This is a genomic window from Sporosarcina sp. P2 (genome assembly GCF_002743255.1).
Taxonomy (GTDB): Bacteria; Bacillota; Bacilli; order Bacillales_A; family Planococcaceae; genus Sporosarcina.
Window position 1 is genome coordinate 19,775 of record NZ_PDYY01000009.1, and the last position, 25,784, is coordinate 45,558.

Here is a 25,784-nt window from a genome sequence, read left to right on the forward strand (position 1 = left end):
GGGATGATAGGAATGGACATCGAAACCCGTTTCATTGGGATGACGGAAAGTTTTTTATTCGTTGCAGGTGAAGAGGGGTTAACTCTTGCACAGTTAGCCACATTGTTAAAATGCGGAGAGCAAAAAGCAGAACAAGTACTGAATTTGTTACAAGAGGCATATGACGAAGATGACACACGTGGCATAACGTTAAAAAGTTATGGCGGAAGTTTCCGCTTAATGACGAAGAGTGAATGGGCAGATGACATCAAAAGAATGTTAGAAGATCCAAAACCGTCTACGTTTACACAAGCGGCACTCGAGGTGCTTGCCATCATTGCTTACAAACAACCTGTAACGCGCGTAGAGATCGATGACTTGCGTGGTGTAAAGTCTGAGCGTGCATTGTCTTCATTGGCAGGTAAAGGCTTCGTAGAGGAAGTAGGGCGCATGGATGGACCTGGCCGGCCTATCTTATATGGTACGACAACTTTTTTCCTAGATCGTTTTGGACTGACATCGCTCGAAGATATGCCCCCACTGTCACTTGACGAAGAACAGGAAACATCGGAGGAAACGGATTTATTCATGACAAAATTCCAAGAGGCATTTTCCATTACAGAAGAAGGAGGACATGATGCTTGAGAAAGATTTTGGTCATCGTTCTACTGATAGTTGGATTATTGATGAATCCCGTAAGTAGTCAGGCGGCAGGTTCGTCTTTTGCAGTGATAGATGGAGAGAATGGTAGGTTGTTGATGGGATCAAATGAACATGAACCACTACCCATCGCAAGTTTAACTAAAATGTGGACGGCTTATACTTTTTTGGAGTTAAAGCCCCATGAAGAAGAGACGGTCATTTCCTCAGATGCCGCAACGGCAGAAGGGTCATCTATTTATCTCGAAACGGGTCAAGTAATGAAGACGAAAAATCTGTTATACGGCCTCATGCTTCGTTCAGGTAATGATGCAGCGTCGGCACTGGCTGAACATGCAGGTGGGTCACTTGAAGGATTCGTCTATTTAATGAATGAATTGGCGCAAAGTCACGGATTGGAGCAGACGCATTTTATGAATCCGTCCGGTTTGCACGGTGACCATCATCTGGCGTCTGCATATGACACGGCTAAAATGTTGTACTTTGCCATGAAGAATCCGGAATTCCGTAAAATAGCTTCAACAAAGAACTATCCTTTTGAAACGGAACATGGTAAAAACAGTTGGCAGAACAAACATCGCCTAGTGCTATCTGAACCTACTGCTGTTGCAGGCAAAACAGGTTTCACAAAAGCAGCGGGACGTACATTAGCTACTTATTTTGAAAAGGATGGCAAGTCTGTCATTGTCGTTACGCTAAATAATGGAGACGATTGGCAAGTCCATAAACAGTTATCTCAGCAAGTATTTTCCGAATATCAATCGTATACAGCAGTGAAAAAAGGGAAGTATCAAGTATTTCCTCATATGACCGCAAAGTTAGATCTATCTGTTAAAGTACTTCTAACGAAAAAAGAGAAAAAAATGTTGTCCAATGTGTTACAGATTCCACAAGCAGATGAACAACAGAAAAAAGGCTATTGGTCTATTTATTTAGGTACAGAACCCATTAAGACGGTAGCGGTAGATATCGTGACCGAAAAGTGAATAGAAAACACACTATTTCGAAGATTGTCCTACACAGGTCAGTCTTCTTTTCATTTGCCTCAAAGTGTGACATAATTTTTTCAGTATGTAACATCAAGGAGGAACCCATGGAAAGATTACAAAAGGTATTGGCACAAGCCGGCGTAGCATCAAGAAGAAAGTCAGAAAAACTAATATTGGACGGTTTAGTTAAAGTGAATGGTAAAGTCATAACGGAACTAGGCACAAAAGTTAGCAGAATGGACACAATTGAAGTAGAAGGCGTTCAACTGACAAAAGAAACACCTGTCTATTATTTACTTTATAAACCACGCGGTTATATCTCGACTGTAGATGATGAAAAAGGTCGTAAAACCGTAATGGATCTAATTCCTGAAGTCAGCCAGAGAATATTCCCTGTCGGTAGACTGGACTACGATACATCAGGCGTATTGCTGATGACGAACGATGGAGATTTCTCGTATTTAATGACTCATCCAAAATTCGAAATTAAAAAGAAATATGTGGCTAAAGTAAAAGGAATTCCTTCTCGTGATGATCTCAAGAAATTGGAGACAGGAATCGAACTAGAAGACGGAAGTACTGCTCCTGCACGTGTGAAAATGACGAGCTCAGATAAAAAAACGAATTCTGCGATTGTCGAGATCACAATCCATGAAGGGCGTAACCGTCAAGTCAGAAGAATGTTCGATGCAATTAATTGTCCCGTGCAAAAATTAAAGCGTGAAGAGTTTGCTAACTTGACAACTCGCGGATTGAATGCCGGAGAAGCGCGTAAACTAACGAGGCATGAATTGAAACAACTACGCGTGTTAGCAGAAACAGGAAAGATCGGCTAAGAAAGTGTCAAAAGTTCACAAACCTATCACTAGTGCCGGGCCAACTGATTTTATGTTTTGCTATAATAGCAGTTGGAACATAAATTAGACAGGAGGTTATATGATTGGCCAAAAATAAAAAGACTATCAGGCTAATTAGCAGAACAGCCCTTCTATTAATTTTAGCTGCGATTATTGTCTACGCAATTACTTCAAAAGATAAAGTGAAAGTTTTGGCGGAAGGGGATACAGCGCCTGATTTTGAGCTTGTAGATTTAGAAGGTAATAAACATCAGTTGTCGGATTACAAAGGGCAAGGCGTATTCCTGAATTTCTGGGGCACATGGTGTCCACCTTGTAAAAAGGAAATGCCTCATATGGAGGATCTCTATAAAGACTTTGAAGCGAAGGGTGTACATATCCTGACTGTCAACGTAGGAGAACCAAAAGTGAAAATAGAACTTTTTAGAGACGACATGGACCTTTCATTCCCGATGTTATGGGATAAGAACAAAACTGTTATGGATTTGTATAATATCAAACCATTACCTACAACTTTCCTCATCAATTCAGAAGGAAAGATTACGAAAGTCATTAAACAGGGAATGACAGAACAGCAAATTTACGAGTATTTAGAAAGCATTCAACCAAAGTAAGGAGATTGTTACTCAATGAGCAAAATCAAATGCCAATGCGGGCATGAAAATCCTTATGGTACAGAGCTTTGTGAGAAGTGTGGTCGTCCCTTATCTGAAAAAGCAAAGAAAAGTGATATTGTAGATATGCGCTACGAGGGATCTTCTAGAAGATCCCAAACCTATAAGAGTTCCATTATCGATAAAATTTGGAACTTCTTCTCCAGTGTGAAGATTGGTGTCAGTATTATTGCAGCGGTATTAATCGCGTCAGCAATTGGAACCATCTTTCCGCAGAAGTTCTATGTACCTGCCACTACGCCGGAAGGCTATTTGGAATACTATGAGCGTCTGTATGGTACGGTAGGAAAGCTTTATTATGAGCTAGGATTTTATGATATGTATAATAGCTGGTGGTTTAAAGTACTAGTCGGTATGCTTGCAACGTCTATTATCATCGCAAGTATTGACCGTGTGGTTCCTCTTTATAAATCACTTAAAAAGCAACGTACACGGCGTCATCCTTCCTTTATGAAGCGTCAGCGGATTTTCGGAGAAGGCGATGTCCGAAATACGAAAGAATCACTTGCAAAAGCAGAAGAGAAACTACAAGCAATGCGTTACAATGTGAAGAGGGAAAATGGTGCGATTTTAGCTGAAAAAAATCGTTTCTCACGCTGGGGCCCATATGTTAACCACGTCGGATTAATTATTTTCATTTCTGGTGTTTTGCTAAGAGGAATTCCGGGGTTTTATGTTGACGAAGCGATGTGGCTTCGTGAAGGAGAAACACGTAATATCGTTGGAGCACCGGGTTATGTACTTGAAAATAAAAAGTTCACGTTAGAGAATTATACAAAAGAAGAAGCAGCGGAAGTATTCGGTGAGGCGTTGGAGAAAAACGGTATGATTGCTAAATCGTATACAACAGATGTTACGTTGTATAAACAAGATGAGGGAGCACTACCTGGTAGTGAAAGCCTTAAAAAAGTGAAAGATTACGCTATCAATGTAAACAAACCATTGAAGTTTGATGGATACAATGTTTTCCAGATGGATTATAAACTGGACGAGCTTAAAAACATGACATTTCATTTGGTGAATAAATCTTCTGAAGAATCTCTGGGAGAATTCACGGTGAATTTAAGTGATCCGGCGAAAGTATATGATCTTGGAAATGGATCTACTGTCAATATGCTAGGTTTTTATCCGGATTATGATGGAATTAAAGACGGGGAACCCTATTCAAAGTCACCTGTTCCCAATAATCCAGCATTCATTTTTCAAATGAACACACCGGATAAGCCAGAAGGTGAAAAGAGTTTCGTTGCAATTCGTCAAACGCTAGAAGTAGAAGAGAACGACTATGCGATTAAGTTTGCAGCTGCGGAGACTCGAAACATTTCCGGTTTAACAATTCGCAAAGACAAAACTTTATATATCCTCTTACTCGGTGGTCTAGTATTTATGATTGGTGTTATTCAAGGTATGTACTGGCAACACCGCAGAGTATGGATCCAAGAAGATACAGAAGGACATCTATTGATTGCTGCACATACGAACAAAAACTGGTTCTCATTGCGTAAAGAGCTGGATACATTACGAGAAACAGCAGACTTGCCTGCTTATATAGATCGTCAGGATCCTGAGTTGGACAAGCCGGAACAGGAAGGGGACGAGGAAATATGGACTTAGTTACCATTAGTAGTAACTTATTATTTGTTTCATTTGTTGCTTATTTAGTAGCGACGCTCTTTTTTGGGGGCGCTATAAAAAAGTCGAAATCAGAAAAAGCTTATCATAATAGTAAGTGGGGAACGATCGGTTTAGTTATTACTATCATCGGGTTCCTTTCTCACTTGGGCTATTTCTTTACAAGATGGGCTGCGTCAGGTCATGCACCGCTTAGTAATATGTTCGAGTTTACAACTGCGTTCGGCATGATGCTCGTTGGGGCATTCATCATGTTATATATTATTTACCGAACACCATCACTTGGATTATTTGCGTTGCCAGTTGCGATTATTATTATTTCATATGCAACGATGTTCCCAACGGAAGTCACTCCACTAATTCCCGCGCTTCAAAGTAAATGGTTGTTCATTCACGTAATTACGACGGTTATTGGTGAATCGATCCTGGCGATCAGTGCGATAGCGGGTCTTGTATTCTTAGTGAAGAATATCGATATGACAAAAAAATCTAAATCACGCTTTTGGATAGAAGCGGTTATGTATACGTTAGTTCTAGTTCTTGGTTTTGTTGTATCTTCAACGACTTTCAACGTCATGAACTATGAAGCAGAATTCACGTATATAGATAAGGATGAGGCACCAGCGGAAATTACGTATCACATACCTCCATTATTCGGAATGAATGAGTATGAAGCTATGACACCGGAGAAAATGACACCTTGGGTTGAATTGCCTCCGATTATCAATGCACAAAAACTGTCTTCTCTTGTTTGGTCTATAGCTGTAGGGTCAGTGCTTTACGTATTATTACGCCTAATCGCACGCAAGCCTCTTGCCGCGGTATTCCAACCGTTAGCGAAGAAGGCGAATTCTCAACTTATGGATGAAATTGGCTATCGTGCTGTATTGATTGGTTTTCCAGTCTTTACCCTCGGGGCGTTGATATTCGCCATGATTTGGGCACATGAAGCCTGGTCACGATTCTGGGGTTGGGATCCGAAAGAAGTGTGGGCACTCATTACATGGTTGTTCTATGCTGCATTCCTTCACTTGCGTTTATCAAAAGGTTGGGAAGGTAAAAAGTCTGCATGGCTTGCTGTAATCGGATTTGTTATCATCATGTTCAACTTAATTGCTGTAAATTTAATTATTGCAGGTTTACACTCATACGCATAATCTTCGACTGCATGACATTCATTGTCATGCAGTCTTTTTATTTCTTTTTATAGGTCAGTAATTGTACAATGGTGTTAGAAGGTTGTCGAAAGGGGTAATGAATTGTGGAAGAAACTGTGAAGCTCTTAGTGGTGGATGACGAGGATCGCATTCGTCGCCTGTTGAATATGTATTTATCTAGGGAAGGTTATGAAATTGAAGAAGCGGTCGATGGAGCCGATGCGTTAGAAAAAGTGTTTGCTGGACAATACGATTGTATACTGCTCGACGTGATGATGCCTGAGAAAGATGGCATGGAAGTATTAGCTGAACTGCGTGAAAATAAAATTATGACACCTGTTATTTTATTGACAGCAAAAGGTGAGGAAGCAGACCGTGTAAGCGGGTTTGAAAGCGGTGCAGATGATTACATCGTGAAACCATTCAGCCCAAGAGAAGTAGTCTTACGCGTAAAAGCTATGCTCAGACGTTCAGTTGCATTCCCGAATGTATCGTCTAACACAACATCGAAAGACTTAGTCGTCTTCCCGCAGCTGACGATCGATCATGACGCTCACCGTGTCACAGCTGAAGGTAAAGAAGTTAATTTAACACCGAAAGAATATGAGTTATTATATTTCCTAGCGAAATCACCGGACAAAGTATTCGATCGTGAACAATTGCTAAAAGAAGTATGGCATTACGAATTCTTTGGAGATTTGCGTACAGTGGATACACACGTCAAACGGCTACGTGAAAAATTGAGCCGTGTTTCAGAAAGAGCAGCGAAAATGATTGTCACCGTTTGGGGTGTCGGATATAAGTTCGAGGTTCCAAACGAATGATGAGAATATGGAATTCAATTGTCGGGAAGCTATGGGCCACCATATTGCTTCTCGTTTCCTTTGTCTTGTTTATCGTGACACTGTTCCTACTCGAGTTTCTAGATAATTTCCATACGAAACAAGCAGAAGAATCTTTGCAAAGGGAAGCAGCCACCATCAGTAAAATTGTCAATGATCAGAGCGGACAAACGGCCGATTCCATGCACCAAATTATAGAGGATATTCTCGACATGGAGACGAATGCCATTGTAGTGGATCAACAAGGTGATATTTTGTATTCATTTCATACGTCCCCAAGTAAAGAGGAGATTGAAGATAAATTGCTGTCCGAAAGCAGTTTATATGAGTTACCGGAACTTGGGAAGCAAAAAATGAAAGAAATGATACTGCCTTCATTGACTGAGCAAGACGTCATGGAGCAATTTTTGATTCTATCCTATCCATTCGAACAAGCTAGTGGTGAGCAAGCGAGTGTACTCATGTATCAAAGCCTCGATGCCGTGCACCGTACGACGAAAAGTACAACCAATATTGTCTTCCTCTCCGCATTCATCGCGTTTATTTTGACTACATTCTTTGCATTTTTCTTATCTACGCGGATTACCTTGCCATTGCGTAAGATGAAACAAGCGGCGTTTGAGTTGTCTAAAGGAAATTTCGATACACATTTACCTGTTGCGCAAAAAGACGAAATTGGTCAGTTAGCAACTGCATTCAATCAGATGGGACGTCAACTGAAATATAATATTGAATTGATTAAGCAGGAGAAAGAACAGCTTTCCAGCATTCTTACATCTATGACAGATGCAGTCGTGACGTTTAATCAAGATTATTCAATTCTTTTGAAGAACCCGCAAGCTGAGTTGCTGTTGAAGAAATGGTATGGGTACAATCAAAAAAATCATCATCCATTGCCTAAAGAAGTTTTCCATATGCTTGAGCATGCCATTTCATTCGCAGAGGAAGTGGAAGACGAGTTGGAATTGGGCGGACAGTTTTATGTGATCTCTATTAGCCCTTTATATAGTGAAAATAGTATCCGTGGAGCGGTGGCAGTATTTCGTGATATGACGGAACAACATAAACTGGATAAATTACGTTCGGATTTCATCGCAAACGTATCGCATGAATTACGAACACCCATTTCGATGTTGCAAGGATACAGTGAAGCCATCATAGATGATGTAGTGAGCACTGAAGAAGAACGTATGGAAATGGTCCAGATTATTCATGATGAATCCAAGCGTATGAGCCGTCTCGTCACGGACTTGTTGAATTTAGCAAGAATGGAGTCAGGCTATATTCAACTGAATAAAAGCCCCCTCTCAATTGTGGAGTTTTTAGAACGTATAGTGACAAAATTCTCACAAGTGGCAAAAGATGCGAAAGTGGACTTGTCTTTGAAAACAGATGAGTTGAATACCCTAATGATAACGGCTGATGAAGATCGTCTGGAGCAAGTATTCACTAATTTGATTGACAATGCCATTCGTCATACTCCGGACGGTGGAGCGGTGACGCTATCCGTCTACCGGTCTACCGGAATGCTTGATATAACAGTAGCTGATACAGGTGTCGGTATTCCTGAAAAAGATTTGCCATTTGTTTTTGAGCGTTTCTATAAGGCGGATAAAGCTAGAACAAGAGGAAAAGGCGGAACAGGACTTGGTTTGGCAATCGCAAAAAATATTATGGAAGCCCATAACGGTTCGATTTTAGCGACACGTGGAGATGAAAAAGGAACCATCTTTATTTGTTCACTACCATTTGATGCACTAAACACATGAAACTTCTCTTAGATTGAAACGACTACTATAGAGCGAGGGGATTGAATGGATGACTCCGTTTTTCAACGATTATATGAAGACTATAACCGTGACGTATTCAACTTCCTCACTTATTTGACTCGCAATCGGGAGGTAGCGGAAGATTTGATGCACGAGGTATATGTGCGTGTTCTCAAATCATACGGCCGTTTTGAAGGGAAGAGTTCTGAGAAAACTTGGTTATTTGCGATTGCGAAAAATGTCTCCATCGACTTTTTCCGAAAACAATCGACCAGCATGAAACATACAAATATTCATTTCAATTGGGAAACAGAGCAATTAATTTCAATAGACCACTCGCCCGAACATTTAGTGGAAGCGGGCGAAGAGCAGAAACAAGTGCTTGAAGCGTTACACACATGTACGGGTGATCAGAAAATAGTCATCCTTATGCGGTTCTTCCAGGATCTATCGATTGCTGAAACGGCTGAGGTTTTAAGCTGGACCGAAAGCAAAGTGAAAACAACACAACATCGGGCAATCAAAGCATTAAAGGCGAAATTGGAAGCACGTTCGGTCAGGGAGGATAGATGACATGAGCAGAGATAAATGGAATGAAGACAATCTCGAGAAACGTTTACGTGACATGCCGGTCGTGAAAGATCAGCGTTCTAAAGATGAGATTTTGCAGCGGTTAAAAAGTGATTCAAGACTTTCTGGAGCGAATCAGCCTATAAAAAAGCCTTTCAAACCTAAATGGTCTTCACTTATTGCAATTGTTGCGGCGATTTTATTGCTCACCATCATCCTGCCGGTATTCATTCAACAGAATAATGAAGTATCAATGGATAAAGCAACGACGGAAGATTCAGCTGATGCTATCAAGATGGAGAGTAATGAAGAAATGCAATCGAGCGAAGCAAGTGATGCATCTGTGTTTACAAGGCAGGTCACAGCACCACTGTCGTACGCGGCCTATCCTGCTAATGTCGTGGATCACACAGCGTTTCATATTGGCCTTGTTACCGATCAGGCGACCGTTGTTCCAGTTACGTTCCTACTACCGAATGAAAGCTTGCATGAACGCTTAGGAGGCTCTTCGGATGCAGTGACACTTTATAACGAGTATGCAAATAAAATAGATGAAGAGGCGCTTGGATTTATAGAATATCATCCTTATAAAGCGATCATTTCTTCACATGGTCATCAAGTTCAAATGAAGTTTGCCACAGATCATACTTATGACGTGTCGAGTGCGACACTTGAGATGTTAAATTTGTCTCTACTAGATACGTTTCAAGGGTATGATGAAATCGTGTGGCTACAAGAAGATGCTTCTGCAATTACATTGGATCAAGTAGGTCAAGTAGAGGAACCGATCACTTTGTTAGGTACGGTTTCGCATCAAGCATACTATCGATACATGAAGTCAGATGGGGAAGTAGTACTGTCCACTAATTTCGGCAAAACTTCCCCTACGGTAGAGCAAGCATTGATTGACATGAAAAAGTCACCGAATGATATGTATTCGACTGTGGTCCCTGAAGGAATTGACTTCACGGTTAAAGTAGAAAAAGATATGGTTAACGTGAAATTCACTGAAGTACTTGATTTAGAAAAGATGCAACAAGAAGAAGCGCTGCAATTGATAGAAGGCATTTTGATGACAGCGGCAAGTTTCGATAACTACGTAAAATTCGAACGAGTCGCACAAGAACAATGGATGGGATTTGATTTCACTCAGCCATTGGAAAAACCCATTGGTGTAAATCCAAAGTATTTAATTAACGAATAATTCTGTTTTGTAAACTTGTGAAGTTTACAAAACAGTTTTTTTGCGTTATAATAGGTTCATAACTAAATATTGATTCATCTTCGGGGCAGGGTGTAATTCCCGACCGGCGGAAATGAAGTAGAATACTACTTTTAGCCCGCGAGCTTAACAGCTGATTCTGGTGAGATTCCGGAGCCGACAGTATAGTCTGGATGGGAGAAGGTGAAGGTGCAGCCATCTTTTTGTGTACGCAAAAGTGGTGCTTGTTACCTGACGGATAAGTTTGTGTGATTTATCTGTTCTTAACAGTGCATTTTATTCTCCCTAAAGCATAATTTGCTTTAGGGATTTTTAGCGGAACAATGGATGAGCCAGCCTTTCCTCTTTTGAAGTGAATCGCAAAAGGAGAGAGGAACAAATGAATAATAAGAAGTTACGTAAGCTAATTTTGGTGGCTATTTTGGGAAGTATTTCAACTGTGTTAATGCAGTTCAACTTTCCAATCCCGGCAATGCCTGGATTTTTGAAGATCGATTTCAGTGAGATTCCTGCTGTACTGGCTATCATGACAATGGGACCTGTTGCAGGTATAGGCGTAGAGTTATTGAAAAACGTCATGCATTGGTTCTTATCAGGAAGTCCAACAGGCGTACCGGTAGGGGAAGTCGCAAACTTTGTGACAGGTGTATTATTTATTATGCCAATCTACTGGATCTTTATGAAGTATCGTTCAGCTAAAGGTCTTGCATCAGGTTTGATCGCAGGTACAGTAGCGATGGCAGTAGGTATGAGCATATTAAATTACTTAGTGTTCTTGCCGATGTACACATATTTCCTAGGTATGCCAGCAGTCACAGGAGATTCGCTGTATCAGATGATCGTATTGGGGATCTTACCGTTCAACTTAATCAAAGGCGTAATGCTATTAGTCATCACGTTGATGTTATATAGAAGCATGGAGAAGTGGATTAATCAGCAACAAAAGAAATTATCGTTCTAAACAAATAAACGCCAGTCATCCTGAATATACGGGAGGCTGGCGTTTTTACTGTAAATAGAGGATTGGCAAGTGAGTACGAAGGAGTGAAAGCGCCACCTGAAGACGCTTTCCGAAAGAGCAAGCTGGGGTCGACCGAGTTTTTTGACCGAAACTTACGTTTGTAGTGGATGGACATAGTGCACTCACTTTCTGCGGTGGGTTACGCATTGTGCTCTTTGAACGTATTTCAGTGAAAATCCTGATCCCAACATCCCGTCAGTTTATTCTATATACGGGAATTTGTTATGCACTCGCTTACTAGTTGCGGCTATATTTTATTCAACAAATAAAAAACAACACTTCCATATGGGAGGAAGTGTTGTGAGGACTGAATCAATCTTCATATTTTAATGGATCGCCTTCGAAGGCTTCATCCGCAATTTTAATTGAATCTGTAGGGCAGCCATCGTATGCATCCTCGAGATCCTCCATCAGTTCTTCTGGAACTTCAGTGTTTCCCATGTTATCATCTAAAATAACAAATGCAATTCCCTCATCGTCATAATCATAGATATCCGGCGCAGCAGCTCCGCAGGCCCCGCAGGCTATACACGTATCCTGATCGACAATCGTAAACTTTTTGCTAGACATTTGTCTTTCTCCCTTCTTCCATTCACTCAACCTATTTTGTATCTACTCTATTCTAAAGCTGTTTTCATCACTTTTCAACAAAAATACGCAATTTCTTCAAGGAGGGCGCGCAAATGAGTTTGGATTCAATCTTATTAACGATCTTTCAACGCCTCCATGGTGAGCGTTCAGCGCAAGGTGTCTATCATATACTTCGCGGAAAACGGTCAGGGCAGACGTTACAAGACGTTGAATATTATCAAGTTAAATCATACTATGCATTGTTGCCACAATTGACGGCAAGCGAATTCCAGCAAGCGTTAGAGCGAATGCAGGCTGACGGACTGATCTTAATAAATGAACTCGTCTATGTGACAGCAAAAGGTCAGATGGCGACGGGTAGTGAAATTTGGCGATTTAATGGCTGGAATTACCGAGGACGTGAAAGAGAGTTTGGAAGACGGTTGGCCTTGCTAGTACAGACGTTGTCCAATTTACGCAGCGGTGAGACGATGTTCATGCCAATCCAAAAGGAGTTGCCTACCCAGCAATTTATCAAAGGACTTTTACGTAATCAATCAAATAGCATGACTAATCTATCCATATCATTGCGAAAAGAATTGGAACACGCGCTAATTCATTCCTCATTATCAGATTTGCAACGTACGATAGTGACTAGTCGATTGACGGGATACGGGCTTACCGCGTCTACTTGGGAACAGCTGGCGGCTAGTCTAAACGTATCGGCTAAGACTATACAACTTTACTATTTAGAAGCATTACATATCTTGCTCGATTTCCTACTCCAGCAACCGAACATGCCTTTGCTGACAGAATTAGCAACGGACTGCAGAGTGGACACATATTTGACGCAATCTGCTGAACGGACACGGAAACTATACGAGCGAGGCTATTCGCTGGAGCAAATTGCCTCACTACGAAATTTAAAATTGAGTACTATAGAGGATCATTTCATTGAATTAGCGGCCAATATGGATAACTTTCCATATGAAGAATTTGTAACGAAAGAACAAATGGTTACGGTTTGGCGTCATGTTGAACAGTTGCAGACTAAACGATTGCGTTTGTTGAAACAGCAATGCCCGGAATTGTCGTATTTTCAACTGCGATTAATCATCATCATGGAAGGGAGAGAGAGCTGATGGAACTTCAGAAAGTATTGCATCAAAAGTTTGGTTATGAATCATTTCGACCTGGCCAACAAGAAGTGATTACGGAGTTATTGGCTGGACGAGATACTGTGGCAATATTTCCAACGGGTATGGGGAAGTCACTTTGCTATCAATTACCCGCCTACATGCTTGAAGGAGTAGTGATCATCATCTCTCCGCTCGTTGCGTTGATGGAAGATCAAGTGGCCAATTTGAGAAAACATAAAGAAAAACGTGTGGTCGCTATCAATTCATTTTTATCTAGGAAGGAAAAGGAGTTGGCGCTCTCTACTATGGCGCAGTATAAGTTTATTTTCTTATCGCCTGAAATGATGATGCAACAACATGTCCGGCAGCTAGTTCAACAACTGCATATTGCTTTTTTTGTAGTAGATGAAGCTCATTGTATTTCAGAGTGGGGGTTTGACTTTCGGCCCGACTATTTACGGCTAAAAGAACTGTTCTCATTCACAGAAAGAGCACCTGTATTGGCATTAACTGCTACTGCGAATAAAAAGGTAGTAGAGGACATCATCACTTACTTACGCTTAAGAAATCCTCACATACAACGACAGCCGATGGATCGTCCTGCTATATCCTATCGTATTGTGCATGTGGATAATGAATCGGCAAAGACTGAGTGGATTAGTGAAAGACTAGCTACGACGATTGGGCCTGGCGTTATTTATGTGGCGTCACGAAAACGTGCGGATGAACTTTCGGCCATAATTCGAGAGAGAGGAATCCCAACAGCAAGTTATCATGGCGGCAAAGAACAGGATGAACGATCCATTATTCAAGAACAATTTATACAAGGTGAGCTCGAGTGGATTTGTGCTACCAATGCATTTGGTATGGGAATCCATAAAGATGATATCCGGCAAGTTATTCATGAACATCTACCTGCTACGCCAAGCGCATACATTCAAGAAGTAGGACGTGCAGGACGTGACGGGGATAAAGCTGCGGTCACTCTTTTGTATAGTGAGCGTGATAGTCAGAAAGTAAAGTTCATAGTTTATGAGGATCTGCCAGATGAACAGCAAATCTTGTATTATCATTCTTTACTGCAATCAGGCACGGGGAGTCAATTGGCTGCCGAGCAAGCTGGACTATCGGAAATAGCTAGTCGTTTACTTGATTATTATTTGGAACAATATGATGTGGAAAATGTTATTCGACAAATCCAACAAATATATCAAGTGAAAGAGAAGCAAATTGCGGAAATGGAGAGCTATGTAAAAAGTGATAGTTGTTTGCGTGAAAGATTGGTACAGTTTTTCGGTGAAAATATTTTGCCGGCAGAAAAGGATTGCTGTTCAAACTGTCAAAATCTTGATGATGACTGGCTGATTAAGTCAGAAGCATCAACTAAACAAGAAACTGAAACGTTACAATGGCATGAACGTCTGCACCAGTTATTAGGTTGAAGAAGGCTGTGTGTATTTACATTCTAGACAAAATTCGGCATAATAGAAGAAGATGAGTTTGTGAACGGACGTACTTTTCACGGATGAATAGAGGAATTGCATCATATAATAGCAACAGACATTATGCGGTGTGAAGGAGAAATTAAATATGTTAAACGATCAGTATAAAGTGGATTTTGAACAGCAGCGAAAAGAGATTAAAGAAAAAGTGACGGTCGATAAACTTCCTTCCCGTGCAGAAGTACATGGAAAGAAGAAAGAAGAAAAATATGGTCGTGTGAAAGTCATCAATATTTTTCTGGCGATTTTCACTTTAATACCTATTATTATACTACTCTATGTATTATCGGATCTTTATTCCCCTGATGTTCCAGATCAAGTACCTGTTGAAAAAGTCGAGTTGTCGGTTGGGTTTTATCCGTCTGCAACACATTTCATACATGCCGTTTCCTAAGCGCAGTACAATAGTGGGGATTTTCTTGAAATCTTGCTATACTATTAATGAAAATTACTACACAAAAGCAAAGTAAACGCTTTGCTTTTTTTTATGGGAGTTGACTAATGAAAAAGGTTCGAATAGCAGGATTATCAGTTTTATTATCAGCGATGACTATGCTGACTTATATGTACGCCTTGGCCCATCGGAATCGTGTGCTTACCCATACATTATATAGTACATCGACCCCAACTAATAAATTGAACGTGTTCTTTATTTCAGATATCCATAAACGCAGTATTCCAAAGCGACTAATAGATGATTTGCGTACGCGTTCTATTGACGCAGTTATCGTAGGTGGGGATGTGGCGGAAGGGGGCGTGCCGATTGAGCGAATTGAACGCAATATGCGATTACTCGCTTCAATAGGACCGATTTTCTATATTTTTGGAAATAATGACCAAGAAGTAGGCACAGAAAATATACTACGTGTGATGAAACAAGTTGGTGGCAAAGTGTTGGTCAACAGTACTACATCAATACCGAACCATCCAGCTTTCGGCATATGTGGATTGCAAGATCCGAATAACGGAAAAGTAGAGATCGATAAGGCGGTGGATTCTGCAAGCGGTTATGATCACCTGATCCTAGCTGTACATAATCCATCTTTTGTCCGAAAGTTTGAAGAGAATCGACAACCGGATTTATCTGTTGCCGGCCATACACATGGAGGTCAGATTAGACTTGGACCTTTTGGGATGCAAGACCTTGGTTGCTTCGAGACGGTGGGAAACTGCGCGAAATTAATTAGTAACGGCTATGGAACGACAATGGTGCCGTTGCGTTTCGGTGCGAAACCTGAATGTCATGTAGTGGAAGTTCATTACTAGAACGCAAGAAATTAGGAGAGTAGATGTCATGAATTCTGTAGATGCAGTAATTGTCGGGGGCGGTCCATGTGGCTTGTCAGCGGCAATTGAATTGCAAAATATCGGTTTGTCGGTAGTAGTGATCGAAAAAGGAAATATCGTGCATTCGATTTATAATTATCCGACCCACCAAACTTTTTTTAGTTCCAGCATGAAATTATCGATAGGCAAGACGCCATTCATTACAGCTGTAGATAAACCAAAACGTAATGATGCACTCGTGTATTATAGAACCGTTGCACAAATCGAAAACTTGCGGATCAACAGTCATGAGCGAGTGGAAGATATAAATAAGCAGCATGATAAATTTATCGTGACGACGAATAAAGCGGTCTATGATGCGCAATATGTCGTGGTGGCAACAGGTTATTATGATCAACCTAATCGTTTACATGTCGAAGGAGAGAATTTGCCTACTGTCTATCACTACTTTAAAGAAGCGCATCCGTACTTCAATAAAAAAGTGACGGTCATTGGCGGGAAAAACTCTGCCGTTGACGCAGCGCTGGAATTACAACGTGCAGGTGCGCATGTAACTGTCGTTTATCGAAACGAAACGTATTCGAAAAGTGTAAAACCATGGATACTTCCTGGTTTTGATAGTTTGGTCCGTAATGGTCAAATCGATATGCATTTTAACGCATATGTAACGAAAATCACTGAAAAACATGTCACTGTTCATAAACAAGGTACCCTCTTTAATCTTGAAAGTGACTATGTCTTTGCGATGATCGGCTATCATCCCGATCATGCATTTTTACGTAAAATAGGAATTGAAGTAAATGAACAATCTGGACGGCCTGTTTTCAATGAAGAGTCGATGGAAACAAATATTGATAATTTATTCATTGCGGGTGTTATTGCAGCGGGGAATAATGCCAATGAAATTTTTATCGAAAATGGACGATTCCATGGTGGAATGATTGCACAGTATATTGCACAAAATATGTGAATGGATAAGTCGCTTACCTTACAGGTCAGGCGGCTTTTCTCATATATGATGTGATATACTAGCGACATGAGGAGGCGCCTATGTTTATTTTACTGACAGTCGCAATAGCGCCGGCGCTGGCACTTTTTAGTTATTTGTATTTACGTAAGCAAATTGCTAAAGAGCCATCCAAAACGCTATTCCATGCATTCATTTACGGTGCAATCATGACATTTCCTATTTTGTTTATCCAGCATGTATTTGAAGAAGAGAATGTATTTGCTAATGAATTTTTCCGCAATGTCATATTTACGAGCAGTTTAGAGGAATTTTTTAAATGGATTATTATTTTTATTCTCGTATATAAAACCATTGAGTTTGAAGATGCCTATGATGGAATTTTATATGGTGCGAGTGTCTCACTTGGATTCGCTACAGTAGAAAATATTTTATATTTACTATCTTTCGGTTTGGATACAGCATTTCTGCGTGCATTACTGCCTGTTTCAAGTCACGCATTATTTGGAGTCGTCATGGGCTATTATTTTGGTAAAGCTAAGTTTTCTGCTATGTCAGAAAAAGCAAAATGGATAGCTATTGCATGTTTGGCGCCATTGCTGCTTCATATACTGTACAATTCCATTTTATTCACGAATGATTATTGGCTGTATTTAATGATCCCATTTATGCTATTCCTATGGTGGTTTGGGCTGACACGAGTGAAGTACGCGCATACTTTTGCGATGCAACAATTCAGAAAACGAAATCAATCAAACTTTTAAGAAATCCATCTGAGTTTATCAGATGGATTTTTTGCCTTATAAAATACTCGAAATTGGACAAACTACGAGGAAGCACAATTTTATGGAGGTGGATGTCTATGAAGCGAATTACAAAACGCTTCCTATTTTTATTACTGGCAGGCATCATGATGTTTTCTTTCTTTGCGAGTCATAGTGAAGCGTTCAGTGGACGTGATTTGGCAAAAGGTGCAAAAGGAGATGACGTCATTGAATTGCAAGCAAGACTTCAATATATCGGTTTCTATCATGGGGAGATTGATGGTAATTTCGGTTTTGGGACTTACTGGGCATTACGTAATTTTCAAGAACAATACGGTTTACCACTAGACGGGATTGCCGGTAAAAGTACCCAGAAAAAATTGCGAGGAATTACAGATTACGATGAAAAGTATGTAAAAGGACAGATTGCGAAAGGAAACCAATTTACCTATTACGGCGGTCAGTCACTAGAATCTCAAGTGAAAAAGGGAAGTGCCCCACACAAGAAGTCGCAAACCCAAATGCAAGCACCGCCTAAATATACTGATCAAGATATTAATTTATTAGCCAATGCAGTGTACGGTGAAGCTCGTGGCGAACCATACGAAGGACAAGTAGCGGTAGCGGCAGTTATTTTAAACCGTGTCGAACATCCAGATTTTCCCGATTCAATTGGTGGTGTCATCTTTCAACCAGGAGCGTTTACTGCAGTTGCGGATGGACAGATTTGGTTGACACCGAATCAGCGTGCGAAAGAAGCGGTTATCGATGCAATCAACGGTTGGGATCCTTCTGAAAATGCAATTTACTATTTCAATCCAATCACAGCTACTAGTAAATGGATTTGGTCAAGGCCACAAATTAAGAAAATCGGTTTACACATATTTTGTGACTAATAGAAAGGAGACCTAGCTTATTATGAAACGAATGATTTTCATTCTGACCTATTCATTTATTGTATTGGGAATATATACGTTTGGAACGGTACGTGAAAATGAAGAATTATCAATCGCGTTGAATGGCCAGTATTCCAAAAGTATGACAGATGCTTCACAAAAGCTTGGTGAATTGGAAGAAGCGGTAAACAAGTCATTGCTTTTTGAGGATCAAAAAAGTTCAGCAAAGGAAAGAGAAGATATTTGGCGTTTATCTTCAGATATTAAGTCATCCATTTCCGCACTACCTGTAGATGAAAGTTTCTCTACTTCCTGGATGAATTATTTAGGAAGGCTAGGAAATTTCGCAAAGGAATCTACAGAGAATGGCGACCCTGACAAATATTACGGCGTGATGCAACGCGCTTCAGAAAATCTGGATGAACTAACGAGTGAATGGCAGTTGGCGACGAAGGATATGTTTTCAAGTAAAATGTCGATTAGTAACTGGGAAAAAAAGTTGCGTGACTCACCTGATGGTAAGGCGAATTGGTCGAAAATGGGAGAGTCTGTCATGGGATATACAGAAGCGGTATTCCCTTTAACGGCTAGTGAGTCCGATGCCCAGAAGAAAAAAGAGTTGCGTGATATTAAAGAAAAGAAAATTAGCGAGGACGAGGCAATTCAGAAATTCAAAAAGCTTCTGCCGACTGTTTCCAATGATATCATTGCGGCGGAAAGAAGTAGAAAAGGTGCCCCATATCCATTTTATCATATCCGTTATGCAGAAAATTCATCAATCGGTTATATAGATATCACTGAAAAAGGTGGGCATGTTCTGTCATATCTCATGGAGCGGCGCATGGGTAAGCCTACAGTATCGTATGAAGAGTTAGAGAAGTTGGCTAATGAGTTTTTAAAGAAGGCTGATTATACGGATTTGGTTTTGGAAGAGGCTAGAGAGAATGATAACGCGTGGCATTTTGTTTTCGTTCGGGTACATCCTGAAAATGAAGCCAAAGTATTCTCTGATCCAATTCATATCAAATTAGCGAAAGACAACGGCGAAGTGATCGGTTTGGATGCATCGGAATACATTCGTAAAGAGCAACCGAAACCACAGCCTATTCGTACAGCGGAGTGGCACACGTTCTTCAGACCAGATGTTACCGTAATGGCTCAGGAGCTTGCCTACGTAGAAAATAGTCAAATGGAGCAACGCCTTGCGCATTATTTAACAGTCGTTTCAGGAAAAGAGAACCTGGAGACATATAAGATTCTCGTTGACACGGAGACATTAGAAGTGATTACGACGGAAAAACAATAAAAAGATTGGAAAAATTTACTCCACATGACATAATGAAAGAATAGGACGAATGGCAGGTGGAGAAATGAGACTAAGTATCGGGACAGTATTAACGTTAGAGAAAGATTATACGGAGGAATCGGAAAAATTCAAATGTCGTGTAGTGGATATTGAAGATGACGAGCACTTCATGATGGATTACCCTATCAATATAATGACGGGTAAAACAGCGTTCTTCATAGATGGTACGCAGCTTCTCGTGACATTTGTAGATGAGTATAAGATGTCTTATGCCTTTCGTACGGAAGTGCATAGCCGGGTCAATCAAACGATACCTATGCTTAAACTGAAATATCCCGGTGATAAGCAATTGATTAAAATCCAAAGAAGAGAATTTGTTCGTGTTGACACGTCATTGGACGTGGCATTACAGGCAGACTCCTCAACGTTGCAATTGGTGTCAATGGATATTAGCGCTGGCGGATTGGCAGTCAATATGAAAAATCATGATTATTTCCCACGAAATACTGAAGTGAAATTATTGATCGTTTTGTATTTCTCGAAAACAGAAATCAAATATGTGTCATGTAAAGCAAGAGTAGTACGAAACTGGGAAAGTGAGAAGCGTAGATTGAGCTCTTTCACGTTTGATGAAATAGATGATAAAGATCGACAACACATTATCCGCTATTGCTTTGAACGACAATTAGAATTACGAAATAGCTAAAGGAAAAGTCTGTCGAGAGCAGACTTTTCCTTTTTGCTTATGGTACAATAAAGGCGTAAATGGAGGGATTTTCATCATGACAGCTGGAATGAGAATTGCAATTGATGGTCCTGCAGCGGCAGGGAAAAGTACAATTGCTAAATTAGTAGCCAAAAAATTAGGATATACGTATATCGATACAGGAGCCATGTATCGTGCCATTACTTACAAAGTACTTCAAAACAACATAGATCCACATAATGAGGAAGATATTTCAAAGTTGATCGCCCAAACGGAAATCGAATTACAACCGGACGGACACGTGCAAAAAGTGTTGCTCGATGGTATTGAAGTAACCGATGCGATCCGTTCACACGAAGTGACGACAAATGTTTCAGCGATAGCGGCGTTGACAACTGTCCGTGAACTCTTGGTAGCTAAACAACAGAGTCTTGCAGCGGAATCCTCCGTTGTAATGGATGGTAGAGATATTGGTACTGCCGTTTTGCCTAAAGCTGAACTAAAAATCTTCATGACAGCTTCTGTAGAAGAGCGTGCACAGCGTCGTTTACTAGAAGAACAAAAGCGTGGAATGAAATCGGATTATGAAACGTTGAAAAAAGAAATTAGCGAGAGAGATCAAGCAGATAGCGAACGTGAAATTTCTCCATTAAAAAAAGCAGAAGATGCGATTACAATTGATACAACAGGGAAGACAATAGAAGAAGTGACAAATAGTATTGTCGAATATGCCGAAAAGAGGTTAGCTCAATGAATTTATATCCACTTGGCAAATTTTTGATTAGTACTGTTTGCTTTCCACTTTATCGAATCAAAGTAATCGGAAAAGAAAACTTTCCTAAAGAGGGTGGAGTGCTTTTATGCACGAATCATATCGATAATCTAGATCCCCCTATAGTCGGAATTACAAGTCCAAGAACGGTTCATTTTATGGCCAAAGAAGAGCTGTTTGATATGCCTATTCTTAAAACGGTGTTACCAAAAGTACAGGCATATCCTGTAAAGCGCGGTATGAGTGACCGAGAAGCATTCCGTAAAACCATTAAACTCTTACGTGAAGACAAAGTAGTAGGCTTATTCCCTGAAGGAACTAGAAGCAAAACGGGGGAGATTGGAAAAGGTTTGGCAGGTGCAGGGTTCTTTGCGTTAAAAGGTGGAGATGCTAAAGTCGTCCCTTGCGCAATCATCGGTCCGTATAAAGCCTTTTCGCAACTGAAAGTCGTGTACGGGGAAGCTATGGATATGACACCTTATCGTGATAGAAAAGCATCTGCCGAAGAGGTAACGGAAGCAATTATGGCAGAGATATCCAAGTTGATTGAACAGTATAAATAAAAGAATAAGTGCAATTTTTTGTTTTTAAGTCTCAATTCGCATAATATAGAGATAGGATCATTATGGAGGAGGACTACATATGACTGAAGAGATGAATATGGATGAAGTTAAAGAATACGGTGAAGGTGCACACGTAACGGGTGTAGTGACAAAGGTTGAAGAGAAATCAGTGACTGTTGAAATCGCTGGCGCTCCGTTTGATGGTGTGATTCCGATCAGTGAACTTTCCAGCTTGCATATTGAAAAAGCAGCGGATGCAGTCTCAATCGGTGACGAATTACAATTGGCGATTACTAAGGTAGAGGATGAGATGTATGTCTTGTCTAAGCGTCAAGTAGATGCAGAAAATGCATGGGATTCACTAGAAGAGAAATTTGAAAGTGGCGAAATCATCGAGACAGAAGTAAAGGACGTAGTAAAGGGCGGACTGGTTGTCGACCTTGGCGTTCGCGGTTTTATTCCAGCTTCTTTAGTAGAAGATCACTTCGTTGAATCGTTTGATGATTATAAAGGACGCACGATGACATTTAAAATTGTTGAAATGGATAAAGAAAAGAACCGCTTAATCTTGTCTCACCGTGCGGTTGTTCAAGCACAAAATGAGCAGAAAAAGGAAGCCGCACTTTCTGAAATTCAAGAAGGTGACATTCTTGACGGTACAGTACAACGTATCGCTTCATTTGGTGCTTTCGTTGATATCGGTGGCGTAGATGGTTTGGTACACATTTCACAAATTTCACACGGACATATTGAAAGCGTGTCAGATGTGTTGAAAGAAGGCGATGAGATCCAAGTCAAAGTGTTGTCTGTTGACCGTGATGCGGAACGCGTATCTTTATCCATTAAAGATACATTACCTGGACCATGGGAAAATATTGAAGAAAAAGCAGAAGTCGGCTCTGTACTGGATGGCACAGTAAAACGTCTTGTAGCCTATGGTGCATTCGTCGAGATTTTGCCAGGCGTAGGAAGGACTCGTTCACATCTCACGTATTGCACATGAGCATATCGGAACCCCACAAGAGGTACTTGAAGAAGGCCAGACTATACAAGTAAAAGTATTAGACGTGAATCCACAGGAAAAACGCATTTCATTGAGCATTAAAGATCTTATTGAAAAACCGCAAGAAGCACGTGAAGAAAACTTTAGTTATGAAATGCCAGAAGAAACAACTGGCTTCTCTTTAGGAGATGTCATCGGTGATCAACTGAAGAAATTCCAAAAATAAACGTCAGATTGTGATAAGCTAGCCACAAATGATAAATAAGCTTAACTGGAATGATGATGCTTTCATATGCATCATCATTCTTTTTGTGTATAATATTCAAAGATAGGTCGGAAGGGTGTTATGAAAGAAAATGAAAAAACCAACAGTAGCAATCGTAGGAAGACCAAACGTCGGTAAGTCGACAATCTTTAACCGGATCGTAGGCGAAAGAATTTCTATCGTAGAAGACGTTGCCGGTGTAACGCGGGATCGTATATACAGCGCAGCCGAATGGTTGAATTATGAATTTAACTTAATCGATACAGGCGGTATTGAACTGAGTAATGAACCATTACTTGACCAAATTCGCATGCAGGCTGAAATTGCCATTGAGGAAGCAGATGTCATCATCTTTTTGACGAATGGCAGAGATGGTGTGACAGATTCAGATGAACAAGTAGCACGTATGCTGTATAAAACGAATAAGCCAGTCGTATTGGCAGTGAATAAAGTAGATAATCCAGAGATGAGAGATATGGTCTATGATTTTTACTCACTTGGATTTGGCGAACCGTATCCACTCTCAGGATCACACGGTCTAGGACTTGGTGATTTATTGGATGCAGTCGCAGAAAGCTTTAAAGATATGAACTTAGAGGAAGAGGAAGATGATTCCATCAAGTTCTGTTTAATTGGACGTCCGAATGTCGGGAAATCGTCACTTGTTAACGCTTTACTAGGTGAAGAGCGTGTCATCGTAAGTGATATCGCCGGAACGACAACTGATGCGATTGACTCTACAAAAGTAGTAGATGGACAAGAATTTAAAATTATCGATACAGCGGGAATGCGTAAAAAAGGGAAGGTATACGAAAACACAGAGAAATATAGTGTATTACGTGCCTTAAAAGCAATAGACCGCTCCGATGTCGTATTGATTGTCATGAACGCAGAAGAAGGTATTCGTGAACAGGACAAACGTGTAGCCGGCTTTGCCGAAGAAGCAGGAAAAGGTGTCATGTTTGTTGTCAATAAGTGGGATACGCTTGAAAAAGACGATAAGACGATGAATAATTTCATCGATGATATTCGCGATCAGTTTAGATTTCTCGACTATGCCCCTATTTTCTTTGTTTCAGCTAAAACAAAGCAACGTGTGCATACATTATTCTCCAATATCCAATTGATCAGTGAAAATCATGCGATGCGTATTCAGTCGAGTGTCTTGAATGAGGTAGTGGAAGATGCAGTGGCGCGAAATCCTGCACCTGCAGACAAAGGGCGTCGTTTGCGGATTTATTATGCAACACAAGTTGCTGTGAAGCCACCGACATTCGTGGTCTTTGTCAACGAACCCGAACTTATGCACTTTTCTTATGAACGTTTTTTACAGAACAGATTACGTGAAGCCTTTGGATTTGAAGGAACACCAATCCGTTTAATTACAAGAGCGAGAACTTAACTACGTAAATAGAAAGGGTGGAGGTAATGGAAAAAGTCTCTATAATCGGGGCAGGCAGTTGGGGAACCGCACTCGCTGTTGTGCTAGCTGAAAATGGACATGATAGCTTAATTTGGACGAGACGTGCAGAACAAGCAGATGAAATCCACAATCAGCACACGAACAACCGGTATTTACCAGATGTGAAACTGCCCGATAACCTTAACTCTACTAGTGAACTACAAGTGGCAGTCCAACATGCGAAAACGATTATACTTGCCGTGCCGACTGCTGCGATGCGTGAAACGTGTCGCCATATTCAGGAATTATTAACTGATCCTGCTATATTTGTCCATGTCTCCAAAGGAATTGATCCGGACTCACTGGAACGGATTTCTGAAATCATTGCAGATGAAATCGATGAAACACTGCGTGAAGCCATTGTGGTGCTTTCTGGACCGAGTCATGCGGAGGAAGTCGTACATAGACATCCGACAACAGTAGCGGTCGCTTCAAGCAACATGAAAGCGGCAGAACGGATACAAGATTTATTCATGAGCAATTATTTCCGTGTCTATACAAATAAAGATGTAATCGGTGTGGAGCTTGGCGGGGCATTGAAAAATGTCATCGCTTTGGCTGCTGGAATTTCTGATGGACTAGGTTACGGCGATAATGCAAAGGCTGCTCTCATTACGAGAGGTCTAGCAGAAATTACACGTCTCGGTGTTGAAATGGGTGCGGACCAACAAACGTTTTCCGGATTAACGGGACTCGGCGATTTGGTCGTTACATGTACAAGTGTTCACTCTAGAAACTGGCGGGCAGGAAACTTACTTGGAAAAGGACAGTCCTTGGAAAGAGTGACTGAAGAAATGGGCATGGTCATAGAAGGGGTACGTACTACGAAGGCCTCGTTTCAGTTGGCGCAGCAGTTTCATGTCAACATGCCGTTGACAGAAGCATTGTATTCCATCCTATTTGAAAAAATCCCGCCCAAGCAAGCAGTGGATCAATTAATGACTCGTGGTAAGAAACAGGAAATCGATACATTTTTCGGTATTTAAACAGTAGGAGGGTGACAATTTTGTCCTCGTTAGATAAAATGTGGCTATCTTTTTACGCGATGGGATTCATGGCTATTTCAATGGGCTTGATTTATTTGAGCCGATATAAAATAAAAAACCGTGTCGTACAAATTCTATTTGCGATTATTGCCTATACACTATTAATTACATCGTTCTTCGCAATGGTCTATTTGGTATTCAACGGACCGACTGGAGGGGCGTAA

General features: G+C 40.7%; 26 protein-coding genes, 1 pseudogene and 1 riboswitch. Of the genes and pseudogenes, 26 read left to right on the forward strand and 1 reads right to left on the reverse strand.

From position 1 onward, the window contains the following. Nucleotides 1-12 precede the first annotated feature (12 nt). From scpB to CSV67_RS10480, 11 genes are all read left to right on the forward strand, one after another. Nucleotides 13-624: an SMC-Scp complex subunit ScpB gene (gene scpB / locus CSV67_RS10430; RefSeq protein ID WP_369802714.1), complete on the forward strand. Its 612-nt coding sequence runs from the start codon at nucleotides 13-15 to the stop codon at nucleotides 622-624. Further along, nucleotides 621-1,625, forward strand: coding sequence for a D-alanyl-D-alanine carboxypeptidase family protein (locus CSV67_RS10435; RefSeq protein ID WP_233192596.1), 1,005 nt, complete (start codon nucleotides 621-623; stop codon nucleotides 1,623-1,625). The genes scpB and CSV67_RS10435 overlap by 4 nt, the downstream gene beginning before the upstream one ends. A gap of 107 nt (nucleotides 1,626-1,732) precedes the next feature. Beyond that, complete coding sequence (locus tag CSV67_RS10440) at nucleotides 1,733-2,464, forward strand: pseudouridine synthase (protein ID WP_099631534.1); 732 nt, start codon at nucleotides 1,733-1,735, stop codon at nucleotides 2,462-2,464. A gap of 104 nt (nucleotides 2,465-2,568) precedes the next feature. Then, nucleotides 2,569-3,099: a thiol-disulfide oxidoreductase ResA gene (gene resA / locus CSV67_RS10445; RefSeq protein WP_099631535.1), complete on the forward strand. Its 531-nt coding sequence runs from the start codon at nucleotides 2,569-2,571 to the stop codon at nucleotides 3,097-3,099. Nucleotides 3,100-3,114: 15 nt separating this feature from the next. After that, entirely contained in the window at nucleotides 3,115-4,773 is a 1,659-nt protein-coding gene (gene resB / locus CSV67_RS10450) for a cytochrome c biogenesis protein ResB (RefSeq protein WP_099631536.1), read from the forward strand. Then, entirely contained in the window at nucleotides 4,764-5,948 is a 1,185-nt protein-coding gene (ccsB, locus tag CSV67_RS10455; protein WP_099631537.1) for a c-type cytochrome biogenesis protein CcsB, read from the forward strand. The genes resB and ccsB overlap by 10 nt, the downstream gene beginning before the upstream one ends. 104 nt (nucleotides 5,949-6,052) lie before the next feature. Further along, on the forward strand, nucleotides 6,053-6,772 hold the full coding sequence (locus tag CSV67_RS10460) for a response regulator transcription factor (protein WP_085133365.1): 720 nt from the start codon (nucleotides 6,053-6,055) through the stop codon (nucleotides 6,770-6,772). Further along, complete coding sequence (locus CSV67_RS10465; protein WP_099631538.1) at nucleotides 6,769-8,559, forward strand: ATP-binding protein; 1,791 nt, start codon at nucleotides 6,769-6,771, stop codon at nucleotides 8,557-8,559. Before CSV67_RS10460 ends, CSV67_RS10465 begins: the two co-directional genes overlap by 4 nt. Nucleotides 8,560-8,604: 45 nt before the next feature. Further along, nucleotides 8,605-9,132, forward strand: coding sequence for a sigma-70 family RNA polymerase sigma factor (locus CSV67_RS10470; RefSeq protein WP_099631539.1), 528 nt, complete (start codon nucleotides 8,605-8,607; stop codon nucleotides 9,130-9,132). Between the two features lies 1 nt (nucleotide 9,133). Next, nucleotides 9,134-10,333, forward strand: a complete 1,200-nt coding sequence (locus CSV67_RS10475; protein WP_099631540.1) for a hypothetical protein — start codon at nucleotides 9,134-9,136, stop codon at nucleotides 10,331-10,333. 72 nt (nucleotides 10,334-10,405) lie between these two features. Then, nucleotides 10,406-10,540: riboswitch (FMN riboswitch) on the forward strand. 190 nt (nucleotides 10,541-10,730) lie between these two features. Beyond that, a complete protein-coding gene (locus CSV67_RS10480; RefSeq protein WP_099631541.1) occupies nucleotides 10,731-11,312 on the forward strand; it encodes an ECF transporter S component in 582 nt (193 codons plus the stop codon). 372 nt (nucleotides 11,313-11,684) lie between these two features. Here the strand turns inward: CSV67_RS10480 and CSV67_RS10485 are convergent, their stop codons facing one another. Then, on the reverse strand, nucleotides 11,685-11,942 hold the full coding sequence (locus tag CSV67_RS10485; RefSeq protein ID WP_099631542.1) for a ferredoxin: 258 nt from the start codon (nucleotides 11,940-11,942) through the stop codon (nucleotides 11,685-11,687). A gap of 113 nt (nucleotides 11,943-12,055) precedes the next feature. Between CSV67_RS10485 and CSV67_RS10490 the strand changes: the two genes are divergently transcribed. From CSV67_RS10490 to CSV67_RS10560, 15 genes and pseudogenes are all read left to right on the forward strand, one after another. Next, nucleotides 12,056-13,084: a YpbB family protein gene (locus CSV67_RS10490; protein WP_099631543.1), complete on the forward strand. Its 1,029-nt coding sequence runs from the start codon at nucleotides 12,056-12,058 to the stop codon at nucleotides 13,082-13,084. Continuing rightward, complete coding sequence (locus CSV67_RS10495) at nucleotides 13,084-14,523, forward strand: RecQ family ATP-dependent DNA helicase (RefSeq protein WP_158232922.1); 1,440 nt, start codon at nucleotides 13,084-13,086, stop codon at nucleotides 14,521-14,523. Before CSV67_RS10490 ends, CSV67_RS10495 begins: the two co-directional genes overlap by 1 nt. Nucleotides 14,524-14,671: 148 nt before the next feature. Further along, nucleotides 14,672-14,977, forward strand: a complete 306-nt coding sequence (locus tag CSV67_RS10500; protein ID WP_099631545.1) for a hypothetical protein — start codon at nucleotides 14,672-14,674, stop codon at nucleotides 14,975-14,977. Nucleotides 14,978-15,084: 107 nt separating this feature from the next. After that, entirely contained in the window at nucleotides 15,085-15,849 is a 765-nt protein-coding gene (locus CSV67_RS10505) for a metallophosphoesterase (protein WP_099631546.1), read from the forward strand. A gap of 28 nt (nucleotides 15,850-15,877) precedes the next feature. Continuing rightward, entirely contained in the window at nucleotides 15,878-16,840 is a 963-nt protein-coding gene (locus CSV67_RS10510) for a YpdA family putative bacillithiol disulfide reductase (RefSeq protein WP_099631547.1), read from the forward strand. 80 nt (nucleotides 16,841-16,920) lie between these two features. Then, nucleotides 16,921-17,601 (forward strand): glutamic-type intramembrane protease PrsW, encoded by a 681-nt coding sequence (prsW, locus tag CSV67_RS10515; protein ID WP_099631548.1) that lies wholly within the window; start codon nucleotides 16,921-16,923, stop codon nucleotides 17,599-17,601. Between the two features lie 98 nt (nucleotides 17,602-17,699). Continuing rightward, entirely contained in the window at nucleotides 17,700-18,497 is a 798-nt protein-coding gene (gene sleB, locus CSV67_RS10520) for a spore cortex-lytic enzyme (protein ID WP_099631549.1), read from the forward strand. 22 nt (nucleotides 18,498-18,519) lie between these two features. Next, nucleotides 18,520-19,803: a PepSY1/2 domain-containing protein gene (locus CSV67_RS10525; protein ID WP_099631550.1), complete on the forward strand. Its 1,284-nt coding sequence runs from the start codon at nucleotides 18,520-18,522 to the stop codon at nucleotides 19,801-19,803. Between the two features lie 64 nt (nucleotides 19,804-19,867). Then, on the forward strand, nucleotides 19,868-20,509 hold the full coding sequence (locus CSV67_RS10530) for a flagellar brake protein (RefSeq protein ID WP_158232923.1): 642 nt from the start codon (nucleotides 19,868-19,870) through the stop codon (nucleotides 20,507-20,509). 76 nt (nucleotides 20,510-20,585) lie between these two features. After that, nucleotides 20,586-21,263, forward strand: coding sequence for a (d)CMP kinase (gene cmk, locus CSV67_RS10535; protein ID WP_099631552.1), 678 nt, complete (start codon nucleotides 20,586-20,588; stop codon nucleotides 21,261-21,263). After that, nucleotides 21,260-21,844, forward strand: a complete 585-nt coding sequence (locus CSV67_RS10540; protein WP_099631553.1) for a lysophospholipid acyltransferase family protein — start codon at nucleotides 21,260-21,262, stop codon at nucleotides 21,842-21,844. The genes cmk and CSV67_RS10540 overlap by 4 nt, the downstream gene beginning before the upstream one ends. A 79-nt stretch (nucleotides 21,845-21,923) precedes the next feature. Then, a pseudogene (rpsA, locus tag CSV67_RS10545) lies at nucleotides 21,924-23,073 on the forward strand (30S ribosomal protein S1). A 130-nt stretch (nucleotides 23,074-23,203) separates the two neighbouring features. Next, nucleotides 23,204-24,514 carry a ribosome biogenesis GTPase Der gene (gene der, locus CSV67_RS10550; protein ID WP_099631554.1) on the forward strand — a complete coding sequence of 437 codons (1,311 nt, stop codon included), beginning with the start codon at nucleotides 23,204-23,206 and terminating at the stop codon, nucleotides 24,512-24,514. Between the two features lie 26 nt (nucleotides 24,515-24,540). Then, nucleotides 24,541-25,560 carry an NAD(P)H-dependent glycerol-3-phosphate dehydrogenase gene (locus CSV67_RS10555; RefSeq protein ID WP_099631555.1) on the forward strand — a complete coding sequence of 340 codons (1,020 nt, stop codon included), beginning with the start codon at nucleotides 24,541-24,543 and terminating at the stop codon, nucleotides 25,558-25,560. Nucleotides 25,561-25,571: 11 nt separating this feature from the next. After that, complete coding sequence (locus CSV67_RS10560; RefSeq protein ID WP_369802715.1) at nucleotides 25,572-25,784, forward strand: DUF2768 domain-containing protein; 213 nt, start codon at nucleotides 25,572-25,574, stop codon at nucleotides 25,782-25,784.